A 12,580-nucleotide genomic window follows, 5' to 3' on the forward strand; every position below is an offset into this window, starting at 1 on the left:
GCGGCCTAGGACGGTTCGCAGGTCATCCCGTTGCGTTTGGCGTTGTCGATGCAGTCCTGCAGGTTGGCATAGCCCTGGGTCGCGGCACCGACGATCCGTCCGTTCGCGGCGGTCCGCCGCCATCGGTGACCGTCCGCCCCCATATAGATTTCCCAGGTGTCGCCGGTGGTATCCTTGCAGGTCGACATGACTTTCCCTTTCGTCTGTGGCCGCGCTGAACCTGCGGCCCTGCCCGAATCGTACCGGCGAGTCGGGCGGTGAAGAAAACGAGGGCCCGGTGCCCGCTCGGCCGGTCAGGCCGGGGCCGACTCCATCGTCCGGGTCTGTCCGGTCCAGTCGCTGTCGGTCACGGCCTGGGCGAGAACCGTTGCGACATCGCCCCGGGCGGCCTTGCCGCGCACGTCGACCGCGTCGCCGAAGCGGACGTCGCCCCCGCCGTCGTCGTCGGTCAGGGCCACCGGACGGACGATGGCATAGCTCAAGCCCGACGCCTTCAGATGTTCATCCGCCGCGTGTTTGGCCTGCAGATAGTGGGCCAGGTCGCTGTCCGGGTCGGGATCGTCGGCCCCGACCGAACTCAGCATGACAAAGCGGTCGACCCCGGCGTCGCTGGCCAGATCAATCAGGCGGATGGCCCCGTCGCGATCGACCTTATCGGTCATGGCGTCATCGGTGGACCCGCCGGACCCGGCCGCGAACACCACCGCGTCGCAGCCGTCGCAGACGTCGGTATCGAGATTGGTCAGATCGCCGCGACGCAGCGTGGCACCTTCGGGCAGGGCGGCGGTGTCCGACCCCTCCCGCACCAGGGCGACGGGCTGGTGACCGCGCGTCTGAAGTTCACGGACCAGACGAAGGCCGGTCTTGCCGGTCGCACCGGCGACGAGGACGTGCATGGAGCATCTCACGAATTCAGTCCGGACCGGGGTGGTCCAGCCTTCCTTCAACGTTACTCAGAGCCGGTTCGTTGCCCCTTGTCGCGCCTTGTAAGCCCGAACTATCCGCGCCGACCCGCCCCCTCCACCGCTTCGCGGTCCCCCTCCCCCTGCGGGGGAGGATCTCCCGGCCCATTCCTCCCCCAACGGGGGAGGGGGACCATCCGAAGGATGGTGGAGGGGGTCTTCAGCCACACGATCAATCCGCCTCTGGCAAAGCGTGGCCCGCCTCAACCCTTGCCTTCAGCCCCTCCAGCACCCCGTCCAGATTCCCCAGCACCTCGGACGCCGCGATCCGGAGCGTCTGTATCCCCCGCTTCTGCAGCCAGACAGTCCGGCGATGGTCCAACGCGACCCGGTCCGGATGATCATGGGTTGTGCCGTCGATCTCGACGGCCAGCCGCCTCGCATGGCAGTAGAAGTCGAGAATCCATGGACCGACCGGGTGCTGACGACGAAAGCGCACACCGAGTTTCCCGCCCCGGATCGCCTGCCACACCAGAACCTCCGGCAGGCTCATCCTGCGGCGCAATTCCCGCGCGCGCCGGACGGTGAGTTCGGGCGCTTCCATGTGTGCAATCTATCCGGGAATGACGCAGCTGTCATTCCCCCTCCACCGCTCCGCGGTCCCCCTCCCCCTGCGGGGGAGGATCGGGAGGACTCGCCTTTAAGTCGGTAAGGACACATAGTGGACATACCGCTGATTGTTGGATCAGGTGTCAGCGGCTGGGAGACGTCGCTCGTCTGCTCTCGCCTGAACGGTCGTGGGGGTCGTGCTGTGGAATACGTCTGCTACATCGAACTCGGGAACTCGACGGTCCCGCTCATGGACATCGTCGAGGCGGGCGGGATCGACGCCGCCTGTGAACACGCCCGCTGGATGATGGGCGAACACCCCTCCAGCACCATGGCGACCATCTATCTCGGCGACGCCATGGTCGGCAGTCTTCGGAAGGACCCGACGTCGTCCGTTATCCGCCGCGCCGGGCGGGGGCCTAACGCAACGCTCCGGCCAGCCGCAAAAATCCCGCACCGTCGATGACCTCGGCCCGGGCGTCGGGATTGACCCCGGCCGCCTCGCACAGGGCCGCCCCGCCCAGCTGTTTCAGGCTCGATCGCAGCATCTTGCGCCGCTGACCGAAGGCCGCCGCCGTCACCGTCTCCAGCCGTTTCAGCGTCGTCCGGTCGGGCCGGTCGGGACGGGGGATCAGATGCACCACAGCGCTGGCCACCTTGGGCGGCGGGGTAAAGGCCGCAGCCGGCAGATGCATGACGATATGCGCCTCGCACACCGCCTGGGCGATCACCGCCAGCCGGCCATAGGCATCCTCGCCCGGGGCGGCGACGATACGCTCGGCCACCTCCTTCTGGAACATCAGGGTCAGCGCGTGCGGCAGCCACGGCCCGGTGATCCATTTGATCAGCAGCGGCGTGCCGACATTGTAGGGCAGGTTCGACACCACATGGGCCGGGCCCGCGACCAGCGTCGCCTCATCCACCTTCAACGCATCGGCCTCGACGGTGACCAGCCGCCCGGGGCCCCCGAATTCGGGCCTGTCCAGCTCGGCCAGCAGCGGCAGGAAGCGCGGATCCTTCTCGATCAGCACCACCTTGCCCGCATCACTCTCGATCAACGCCCGCGTCAGTCCGCCCGGTCCCGGCCCGACCTCGATCACCGCCCGTCCCTCGAATGGTCCGGCCAGCCGCACGATCTTGCGGGTAACGTTCAGGTCCAGCAGGAAATGCTGGCCGAAGCTCTTCTTCGCCAGCAGCCCGTGGGCATCGAGGCTTTCACGCAGGGAGGGGAGGTTGGTCATTGGGGGGACTTAGCGCACCGCCCGCCGCCCGTCTCCTCCCCATGAAATGGGGAGGGGGACCGCGAAGCGGTGGAGGGGAACAGGCCGCGCGAACTACCTACCCCTCCGTCTCGCCGGCTTCGCCGTCGATCCACCTCCCCATTGCTGCGCAACAGGGAGGAGACGATCAACCCGCCTGCGCGGGGATGAGCGGTTTTATAGGGCCCTTGCCGCCGCCATCACCCCGGCCAGCCGGATCGCCGCTATCAGGCTGTCGGCCCGGGCCACCCCCTGTCCGGCGATGTCGAAGCCGGTCCCGTGGTCGGGCGAGGTGCGGACGATGGGCAGGCCCAGGGTGGCGTTGACGCCGCCCCAGAAGTCCAGCGTCTTGACCGGAATCAGGGCCTGGTCGTGATACAGGCAGATGACCGCGTCATAGCGGGCCCGGGCCTCGTCGTGGAACAGGGTGTCGGCGGGCGTCGGGTCGCTGATGGTGATGCCTTCGGTGCGCAGGGTCTTCACCGCCGGGGCCAGCACCTCGATCTCCTCCAGGCCGATGGATCCGCTTTCACCGGCGTGCGGGTTCAGCGCCGCCAGCGCCAGCCGGGGGCGAGCGATGCCGAAGTCGCGCTGCATCGATTCGTGCACGACCCGGGCGGTGCGGCACACCCGTTCGATGGTGACCAGTTGCGGCACCTCCGACAGCGGCGCGTGGATGGTCACCAGACAGGCGCGCAGGTCGCGTGCGGTCAGCATCATCACCGGGCCGCGCGTGCCGCGGAACGGCAGGTCGGCGGTCAGTTCGGCGATGAATTCGGTATGGCCGGGAAAGCGGAAGCCGGCGGCGTACAGGGGGGCCTTGGCGATCGGGGCGGTGACCACGCCCGAGGCCTCACCGGACATGGCCAGGTTGACCGCCAGCTCGATCCCGTCGGCCACGGCCCCGGCATTGGCCGGCTCGGGCCGGCCCGGACGCACCGGGGCGGGCAGGGGATGGTGCAGTACCGGTACGGCGCGGGCGAACACGCCGGGCGCGTCGGACAGGGCGGTGATCTCGACCACCGGCACCTCGCGGGCGCGCAGCAGGCCTGCGTCACCGATCACGGCGAAGACCGGCCCTTCGGCCTTCAAGGCGGTCCAGGCGGCGGCGACGATTTCGGGCCCCACACCCGCCGGCTCGCCCAGCGACAGGGCCAGCGGCGGCAGGGGCCCGGCCACTATTTCATCTCGATCAGGGCGTCGGCGCGCAGGTCACGGATGTAGCGACGGCCCAGCATGGCCAGGTTCTGGCCGCGCAGGCGGTTCTCGACGTCACGATAGGACTGGGCCTCGACCCCGCCGGCGCGACGGCCGCAAACGGCCACCAGATGCACACCCAGCGGCGTGCGCAGCGGCGTGCTTATCGAACCGATGGCCCCCGAGCGCGCGACCTGCTGGAACTGCGGGGCCAGGCTGGGCACCTCGGCCTCGCCCAGGTCCGCGCCGAGCAGGCCCTCTTCCGAGGTGGCCCGCGCCAGCATGTTGTCGCATGTCAGCTGCGGCTGCAGCGCCGTCAGCCGCGCCGTTGCCGCCATCACCTCGGCCTCGCTCGCCGTCTCCGGCAACCGCACCATCACCTGCTTCAGCTGCACCAGGCTGCTGGCCGAATTGTCCCGCTTGTCGCGCATGTAGACGATGTAGACCCCGCCCTCGACCGGAATCGGCCGCGACAGTTGTCCGACGTCGAGCTGGTCCAGCGCCGTCTGCAGCGCCGGCTGGACCGTCCCCTGCACCACCCAGCCCGCGTCACCGCCGCGCACAGCCGAAGGTGCAGCCGAGAACTGCTGAGCGACGGCCTGGAACGGGGCTCCCTGGACCATTTGCTGGACCAACTGGGCCGCGCCATCCAGCGCCTGCTGCTGGCCGCCGACGCGGGCGGCTTCGATATAGATTTCGCCGATCAGATACTGGGGCTTGGAGGCGGACTCGGCCAACTGGCGCATGACCTGATCGACCTGACCCCGACTGACCCGGGCCCGGGTGCCGAAGCGTCCGCCGACCAGAGCGCGCCAGCCGATCGAGACACGCATTTGTTCCCGCAAGGTCTGGGGGCGAATGCCGCCCTCGGCCAGGAAGCTCAGATAGGTCTCGGCATTGGTGCCGACTTCCTGGGCCATGGCCGCGATCTCGGCGTCCACTTCCGCGTCCGAGACGATGAGATCCTTGTAGGTCGCGATTTCCTGGGCCTGCAGACGCTCGTCGATGAGGACGTTCAGCGCTTCCTGTTGGATTGACTGAATGTTTTCATCCGTCGGCTGGACCTGGGTCATGGCGATGACCAGCAACATGCGCTGGCGCAGGTCGAAACCGGTGATGATGCTGTCGTTGACGGTGGCGACGATACCGTCCGCCATCCGGAATTCCGGTGCCGCGACCGGACGAACCGGTGCTTCTTCCGAGGCCGGGTTCAGGGTTCCCGCGGCGATCGGGGCTTGTCCCGGAGTCTGGGCATAGGCCGAGCCGGCCAGGAGCGCGGCGATGGCGACGCCCGTCGTGTAACGCTTAAAACGCATCGTCAGTCCTGATTCCTTAAGGCGGCAACGCATCGATCCGAAGGGATCGTCAACGGCCTGCGCACCTTATCGGCGTCGCTACCAACGCCTGTCGCTTTGTCCATAACCTGAACCGCCGAAAGTGGCGAGGTTTAGGCGTACATAGACACCTTCCGACGGACCACTGGGCCGAACGCGGGTGTTGTCCCGGCGAAAGCCCAGCTCAAAACGGAAGCAATCGTCGTCGAAAAGCAGGCCCACTTCGGAACGGGTGATCAGATTTCGCTCCAGATCGACGATGCCGGTCGCGGTCACGCCCCAGTTGCCACGGACGAACTGCTGGACCGCCAGCTGGACGAACTCGTAGTTGCGATTCAGCGACTGCTGGATCGGCGGTCCGGCCGGATCGAACGGATTCGGATAGGGGTTCAGCCGCCGCAGTGGGTCGGAACGGTCGACGATATAGGTCAGGCTGCCCTGGTTGCGCCGTCCCCAGCGCCCGTCGACGGTCAGTTCGGCGCGCCGGATACTGCCACTGCTGTCGACCGTCGCATGACCCCAGCCGCGTACCCGGTCCGAGGGGGTGAAACTGCCCTGGACCACCCAGTCCGATGATTTTTCGGCCAGACCGGTCGGATCATAAAGTTGCGTGGGCGCGTCGGGCACGGGGACAAGAAAGGCCGGTTCCTCGTCCAATCGCAGGCTGCGGCCGACGAACAGGCTGGCCTGTCGTCCGCCGGCCCAGTTCAGCGTGGCGCGGGTGCCGGCGGTGAGGCGCAGACCCCCTTCGTAGAGGTCCTGACCCGGAAAGCGGTCGACGCGGAACAGCGAACTCTCGTCCAGTTCCAGGGTCTGGCTGTCTTCGTTCGGAATGCGCGGGTCGAGATCGGCGTCGGTGGACAGCGACAGTTGGCCGACCGGCTCCAGAACCAGATCAGCGCCGCCGGCGAAGCGACGGACAAGCGGATAGCTGACATCAAGCCCGGCGGTGGCGCGACCGCGCGTGATCGTCGCGCTGTCGACGCCAAGCATCGGCGGCAGGTCGGCGACCGAATAGATGTCGGTACGCAGGTCGACGAACGGTTCCCACCGCACCCCGGCCGTCGAGATCAGCGTCCGTCGCCATTCCGCCTGTCCGCTGATTCGACGGCTGTCGACGCCGGGCAAACCGAAGGTGGAGCCTGTCGGGATCTGCTCGGGTCGCAGGACGGGGCCGCCGACATAGGCGTCGCGGAACAGCGCCACCGACGAACCACGCAGCCGCAATCGACCGCCGAACAGGGGACCGGACGGCTCCCAGCGGGCATCGATCAACGGGGCGACAATCGGCAGGCTGTTGTCGTTCTCGAAGATGTTCAGGCCCGGGGCGTCCTCGTTGGCCGCGGCGACCCGCAGACTCTGGAGCGAGAAGGCTGCAACGGACAGATAGGAATTCTGTGTCTGGCGCTCGGCGTACAGCTGGCTGATCAGACGACGCTGATCGCCGTAGTAGAGCCCGTTGTCCTGATAGGGGGAGATTATGTCGTAGCGGTCGAACAGTGTCTTGTCGGACGTCCGTTCGGCTGTGAAGCCCCAGCGCCACGGACCATCCAGATCGAACCGCCCGTGGGCCAACAGATAGCTGCGGTGTTCTTCGGCCAGCGGGACAAGCGTATCGTCGATGCCGTCGCCGTCGATATCGAAGTCACCGAAATTCTGGGCGTAGGTATAGCCACCCCGGGCGACGACAGTGCCGTTGGCAAAACGCCGGCGCCATTGGGCGTTCAGCAGAGGCGCGACCCGGGAATTGATCTGGGGGCTGATCAACCAGTCCTCGGACGGCGAGACCACGATCAGATAGGGTTGCTCGTAGCTGAGGCCGCGACCTTGGTCATAATTGATCAGCGGCACCAGGAAGCCTGAGGCGCGCTCGACGGTGGGATCGGGGTGGGCGAAGACCGGAAGATAGAAGACCGGTACGCCCCCGACCTTGAAGACCGCGTTGCGATACAGGATGGCCCGCAAGGCCTCGTCCTGGACCACCTTCTCAGCCTGGATCGAGATGGTGGGGGTCCGGGTACTGCCGTCGGCGTTGCAGACCGGGCAGGGCGTGAAGATCGCATAGTTGAGTTCGTTCACGGTGCTGCTGCGCCGAACGGCGGTGGCGGCCATCAGACTGGCCCCGTTGGTCATTCGGGTGGCGAAGTCGACCGCGACCCCGGTCTGGAGGTCGGAATTGAGTTCCAGCAGACTGGCGAAGACGATGTTGCCATCGGGGTCCACCAGCTGCGCATTACCCGAGGCGGAAGCCAGTCCCTGGGCGAGGTCATAGGTGACCTTGCCCGCGCGCAGGGTGTGTTGCTGAAACCGCGCCAGAACCCGGTTGCCCGGATAGCTGTCGGCGGTGACGACGTCGCCTTCCCGGCTCAGGATGTCAGCGTCGAAATAGGCCGCCTGGGGCGTCAGGCCGTCGGGACCGGCCTCGGCGGCGGATTCCGGAGCGGGGGTCGGAGTCTGGGCCTGGGCTGCTGCGGCGGGAATCCAGGGGCCAAGCAGTATCGCCGCCGTGCCGGCCAGAAGCCGGAGGCGCAGGGCTCTCCTGTTCAGGACGCTGCGGTCACGCTGCATTCGACATTCACTCTGGGGCGGAAGAGCGTCCGCTTAGCCGTCTTCGGTATAGAACAGCAAGGTCAGGGCGGCGAGAGCCGTCAGGATCGGGGGCAGCCACGCTGCGACAAAGGGCGGGATCACCTCGGCCGAACCGAAGGCCGCCGCGGACTGGTTGAGGAAGAAGAAGCCGAAGCCCAGAACGACCGCGGCGGCACTCATCCGGGCCAGATCGCCCAGCCGCATCAGCCGCAGTGAAAAGGCGGCGGCCAGGATCGACATGGCGGCGAACATCAGCGGGGTCGCCAGCAGTTGCTGGAGCCGCAGCCGGTAGGCCGTGGACGAGAAGCCGGCGTCTTCGACACGCTTGATCTGGGCGGGCAGGGACCAGAACGGGGTCGACTGCGGACGCGCGAACCGTTCGAACGCCTCTTCGTCGGCGAGGCTGGAGGGCAGGTCGAGTGTCGCATAGGACACGGCGCGCTGCCCGGTCTGGGCCCCGATCGCATCGACCAACCGCCAGCGCCCGGCGCTGAGACTGGCCGAGGCCGCGTCGAGGCGCTCGGTGAACACCCGGCGACCCTCGGGGTCGGTCGAATAGATGAAGAAGGTCACGCCCAGCAGGCGGGCGTTGGCGCGGTCCTGACGCTCGGCCCGGATCACGACCTGGCGCGGTCCGTCCCCCTCGCGCAACCAGACCACGCCGGAGGTGTCCGCCCCCGCCGCGCCACCGCTCAGGCGGCCACGCTCACGCTGGAAGAGGCCGTCGGCCGAGGCCGCCGCCGGGCCGAGTGCCGCCACGGTCACGATCCCCAGCATGAAGGCCGCACCGGCGGCCGGAAGCACAAATCGCCAGGCCGAGACGCCTGCAGCCCGCATGGCAATGAGTTCGCTGCGTCGGTTCAGCCCGATATAGGCGGCGAGGGTGCCGAACAGGAACACGAAGGGCAGCAACTGAACGATGACGGCCGGGGACTTCAGCACCATCAGTCCGAGTATTCGCAGGGCCGACAGGTCGACGTCGGACCCTACGCCGCGAGAGATTTCGACAAAGTCGATCAGCATGACCAGGGCGGCGATCACCGCCAGGGCCATGCCGAGGGCGCGGATCTGCTGGACCAGCACATAGCGTTCGATACTGCCGAGGCGCACGCGACTGACCGGCACGGCCACGATCCGGGATACGGCGGGAGCGATCATGCGAAACGGGCTTTCAACCGACGCCAGGCCGGCCAGGTCCGACGGCGGTGCGGCTTCAATGCCATGAACACCAGCCGGAGCGCGACGGCCGTGGCGGCTATCGGCAGCAGGTACTGCAACAGGTTCAGCCAGCCGTTCCAGGCGCTGGCGGCCACGACGACATAGCCGAGGACGCGCACGACGAGAAAGACGGCGGCGGCCTTACCGATCCGGGCACCGTAGCCGGTGCGGCTGAAGGCTCCACCCATGATCGCCGCAAGGGCCATGGCCATGGCCGTCAAGGCGTAGAGGGGTGAGGACAGGCGCGAATGGGCCTCGGCCAGCAATTCCCCGTGCGTGCCGACCCGGGCCAGCACGGCCGGGGACGGATTGAACAGCTGGCCGATCCACAGGTCGGAGGGTTTGTAGCGAACCTTTTCGTCGGTGCTGGTGAACGGTGACAGGTCGAAAGGCAGGCTGTCGAACGAGAGCTGGTTCAGAACCCCCTTGGACGAATATTCCTGCATCGTTCCGTACTTCAGCAGCAAGGTCGGTGCGCCGTCAGCACTGCGGCCAAAGCGGGCCTCGTTCGCGTCCCAGGTTCGCACTGCCTTGCCGTTATCGAGATAGACGAACAGGTTTTTCATCAAGCCGTTCTGCTCGACCTGCTGAACATAGACCGTCAGGCCGCCGGGGCCCTGGACGAACCGGCCTTCCTCAACCAGCAGGGCGGCAAGGTCGGTACGGATAGCGAAGGCCTCGGCCCGCGCCTGACGCTGGGCAGCAGGCTGCAGGACCAGGGTGGTCGCCAGGGTCATCAGGACCACGATAGCCGCCAGCAGAATGGCCGGCTGGATCACCGCCCATCGGGTCACGCCACTGGCGAAAGCCGCGGTGAGTTCCTGCTCGCGCTGCAGACGGGTCAGGGAGATGAGTGCCCCGACGAACAGACCGATCGGCAGGATCACCGCCAGCAGCTGCGGCACCGCCAGCAGGGTCAGCTTGACCATGACCCAGACGCTCTGGCCGCGCTCGACGATGATCTCAAGCTGGTCGAGGCTTTGGCTCAGAATGCCGATTCCGACCAGCGCGGCGCACGCGGCCGCGACGGGCAGGGCTATCTGGCGAAAGAAATAGCGTTGAATGAGGGTCATGACTGAAAAAAATCGCCCGGTTGCAGGCGAGCCAAAGAGGGACTCTAATACACACCGTCACGTGCCCGGGACAACCGGTCACGATTGCCCAGTTGCCTGTAATCAAGACCGGGGCAAACCGCTCCGGCTGGAGTAAATCAATGAAGGTCGAGTTTGTCTCGGCGGCCGGTGCCGCGGAAATTCTGGTGTTCCTCGTTCATGAGGGCCGCGCCCTGATCGGTGCGGGTGCCGATCATGACAAGGCCTCCGGCGGTGCCCTGTCCCGCGCGATGACCGCCAGCCGCTTCACCGGCAAGAGCGACAGCACCCTGCTGGTCGCTGCGCCGACCGGGATCGACGCGGGCACGGTTCTGCTGAGTGGCCTGGGAGCCGCGGCCAAACTCAACGACGGCGCGATCGAATCCGCCGCCGGCTCCGCCTATCATGCGGCGAAATTGTCCGGTTCGACGGTGCTGACGGTCGATGCGACCGCCCTGTCGCCCGAACAGGCAGCCCGCATCGGCTTCGCCACGCGTCTGGCCGCCTATCGTTTCGACAAATATCTGACCAAGCAGAAACCCGAGAAGATCCCGTCGATCACCACGGTCCGGATCGTCAGCGGCGATGTGAAGGCCGCCGAGGCCGCCTTCGTCTCGATGTCGGCGGTGGCTGATGGCGTCATCTTCGCCCGTGATCTGGTCGCCGAGCCGGCCAATGTCCTCTATCCGGTCGAGTTCGCTCGCCGGGTCAAGGCGCTGGAATCGCTGGGCCTCGAGGTCGAGGTGCTGGGCGAGGCCGAGCTGGAGAAACTGGGCATGCGCACCCTGCTGGGCGTCGGCCAGGGCAGCCGTCGCGACAGCCAGGTGGCGATCATGAAGTGGAATGGCGGCAAGAAGGGCGACCAGCCGATCGCCTTCGTCGGCAAGGGTGTGACCTTCGACACCGGCGGCATCTCGATCAAGCCGGCTGACGGCATGGAAGACATGAAGTGGGACATGGGCGGCGCGGCCGCCGTGTCCGGCCTGATGCATGCGCTGGCGGGCCGCAAGGCCAAGGTCAACGCCGTCGGCGTCATCGGCCTGGTCGAAAACATGCCCGACGGCGACGCCCAGCGTCCCGGTGACGTGGTCATCTCCCTCTCGGGTCAGTCGGTCGAGGTCATCAACACCGACGCCGAGGGCCGACTCGTTCTGGCCGACTGCCTCTGGTACACCCAGGAGCGGTTCAAGCCGAAATTCATGATCGATCTGGCGACCCTGACCGGGGCGATCATCGTCTCTCTCGGCAAGGACTACGCCGGTGTGTTCTCGAACTCAGACGCGGTCGCCAACCCGATCATCGCTGCCGGCAACAAGGTCGACGAGAATTTCTGGCGTCTGCCGCTGCCGGCGCAGTACGAAAAGCATATCGACAGCCCGATCGCCGATGTGAAGAACACGGGCAACGGTCGCGCAGGGGGTTCGATCACGGCCGCCCTGTTCCTGCAGCGCTTCGTCAAGGACACGCCGTGGGCGCACCTCGACATCGCGGCCGTGGCCTGGGCCGACAAGTCGACGCGCGCCATCGTGCCGGACGGTGCCGTGGGCTTTGGCGTGCGGACGCTCGACCGGATGGTCGCCGATACCTACGAGAGCTGAAGCCCGGACAGCGGTGATGTGTGAGTTCTGGTTTTATCATCTCGAGCGGTCGACGCTTGAGCAGGTCTTGCCGGGGTTGCTGGAAAAGACGCGTGAACGGGGCTGGAAAGCCCTGATTCACGTGTCCGACCCGGCCCAACTGGATGCGCTGGACGAACATCTGTGGACGTGGCGGGACGACAGTTTTCTGGCTCACGGCCGGGCTTCAGAGCCGAATGCCGACCGTCAGCCGATCCTGCTGAGCGAATCGGGCGAGAACCTGAACGCTGCTCAGGCGCTATTCATGATCGATGGCGCTGAAATCGGTGTCACGGATGGATTGGAACGATGCTTCATCATCTTCGACGGACGCAACGATCAGGCCCTGACCGGGTCACGCGAGCGCTGGAAGGCGTTGAAGGCGCAGGGCGCGACCCTCGCCTACTGGAAACAGTCTCCCGAGGGGCGCTGGGAAAAGGCGGGCTGATCGTGCTGCTGGCCCTGGCCGGCTGTTCGTCGACACCCGTTTCAAACCAGTCGGGTCCCCGCGCGGTGGAGGAAGCCCAGCGCAGCCAGCCTGTGGGATCGCGGATGCCGGACGATTCGACGCGCGACCTGTGCCGAGCCGGCGAGTTGCAGTGGCTGGTCGGCCGGTCGCGGAACGACATCCCCGTTCCGGTCGATGTGATCAACCGGCGGGTCGTCTGCACGACCTGCCCGGTGACCATGGATTATTCGCCGTACCGGTTGAACATCTTCTTCAACGCGCAAACCAATCTGGTCGAACAGGTGCGCTGTGGTTAG

13 protein-coding genes are annotated in these 12,580 nt (G+C 66.8%); 4 read left to right on the forward strand and 9 right to left on the reverse strand.

From position 1 onward, the window contains the following. Nucleotides 1–5 precede the first annotated feature (5 nt). The 3 genes from AAC067_RS00830 to AAC067_RS00840 all read right to left on the reverse strand — a co-directional run bounded on the left by AAC067_RS00830 (nt 6) and on the right by AAC067_RS00840 (nt 1,506). Entirely contained in the window at nt 6–188 is a 183-nt protein-coding gene (locus AAC067_RS00830) for a hypothetical protein (RefSeq protein ID WP_339928594.1), read from the reverse strand. Between the two features lie 105 nt (nt 189–293). Continuing rightward, a complete protein-coding gene (locus AAC067_RS00835) occupies nt 294–896 on the reverse strand; it encodes an SDR family oxidoreductase (protein ID WP_339928596.1) in 603 nt (200 codons plus the stop codon). 238 nt (nt 897–1,134) lie between these two features. Then, complete coding sequence (locus AAC067_RS00840) at nt 1,135–1,506, reverse strand: endonuclease domain-containing protein (RefSeq protein WP_339928598.1); 372 nt, start codon at nt 1,504–1,506, stop codon at nt 1,135–1,137. A gap of 117 nt (nt 1,507–1,623) precedes the next feature. On the opposite strand from AAC067_RS00840, the gene AAC067_RS00845 reads away from it, so the two are divergent. Then, complete coding sequence (locus AAC067_RS00845) at nt 1,624–1,977, forward strand: hypothetical protein (RefSeq protein WP_339928600.1); 354 nt, start codon at nt 1,624–1,626, stop codon at nt 1,975–1,977. Here the strand turns inward: AAC067_RS00845 and rsmA are convergent. From rsmA to AAC067_RS00875, 6 genes are all read right to left on the reverse strand, one after another. Further along, nucleotides 1,931–2,752: a 16S rRNA (adenine(1518)-N(6)/adenine(1519)-N(6))-dimethyltransferase RsmA gene (gene rsmA, locus AAC067_RS00850; protein WP_339928602.1), complete on the reverse strand. Its 822-nt coding sequence runs from the start codon at nt 2,750–2,752 to the stop codon at nt 1,931–1,933. The two genes, AAC067_RS00845 and rsmA, sit on opposite strands and share 47 nt — an antisense overlap. Nucleotides 2,753–2,947: 195 nt before the next feature. Beyond that, a complete protein-coding gene (gene pdxA / locus AAC067_RS00855) occupies nt 2,948–3,949 on the reverse strand; it encodes a 4-hydroxythreonine-4-phosphate dehydrogenase PdxA (protein WP_339928604.1) in 1,002 nt (333 codons plus the stop codon). Beyond that, entirely contained in the window at nt 3,949–5,283 is a 1,335-nt protein-coding gene (locus AAC067_RS00860) for a peptidylprolyl isomerase (RefSeq protein WP_339928606.1), read from the reverse strand. Before AAC067_RS00860 ends, pdxA begins: the two co-directional genes overlap by 1 nt. Nucleotides 5,284–5,361: 78 nt before the next feature. Then, the gene (gene lptD, locus AAC067_RS00865; protein WP_339928608.1) at nt 5,362–7,869 is read right to left on the reverse strand and encodes an LPS assembly protein LptD; all 2,508 of its coding nucleotides are present in this window, start codon (nt 7,867–7,869) and stop codon (nt 5,362–5,364) included. 33 nt (nt 7,870–7,902) lie between these two features. Further along, entirely contained in the window at nt 7,903–9,048 is a 1,146-nt protein-coding gene (gene lptG, locus AAC067_RS00870) for an LPS export ABC transporter permease LptG (RefSeq protein ID WP_339928610.1), read from the reverse strand. After that, a complete protein-coding gene (locus AAC067_RS00875) occupies nt 9,045–10,181 on the reverse strand; it encodes an LptF/LptG family permease (protein ID WP_339928612.1) in 1,137 nt (378 codons plus the stop codon). Before AAC067_RS00875 ends, lptG begins: the two co-directional genes overlap by 4 nt. A gap of 140 nt (nt 10,182–10,321) precedes the next feature. Between AAC067_RS00875 and AAC067_RS00880 the strand changes: the two genes are divergently transcribed. Genes AAC067_RS00880 through AAC067_RS00890 form a run of 3 tightly spaced genes read left to right on the forward strand, consistent with a single transcriptional unit; the run spans nt 10,322 to nt 12,580 of the window. Further along, a complete protein-coding gene (locus tag AAC067_RS00880; protein ID WP_339928614.1) occupies nt 10,322–11,797 on the forward strand; it encodes a leucyl aminopeptidase in 1,476 nt (491 codons plus the stop codon). 16 nt (nt 11,798–11,813) lie between these two features. Beyond that, nucleotides 11,814–12,263 (forward strand): DNA polymerase III subunit chi, encoded by a 450-nt coding sequence (locus tag AAC067_RS00885; RefSeq protein WP_339928616.1) that lies wholly within the window; start codon nt 11,814–11,816, stop codon nt 12,261–12,263. 2 nt (nt 12,264–12,265) lie between these two features. After that, nucleotides 12,266–12,580: a hypothetical protein gene (locus AAC067_RS00890; RefSeq protein WP_339928618.1), complete on the forward strand. Its 315-nt coding sequence runs from the start codon at nt 12,266–12,268 to the stop codon at nt 12,578–12,580.

The sequence above is a fragment of the uncultured Brevundimonas sp. genome, from assembly GCF_963977465.1.
In the GTDB taxonomy this organism is placed as follows: Bacteria; Pseudomonadota; Alphaproteobacteria; order Caulobacterales; family Caulobacteraceae; genus Brevundimonas.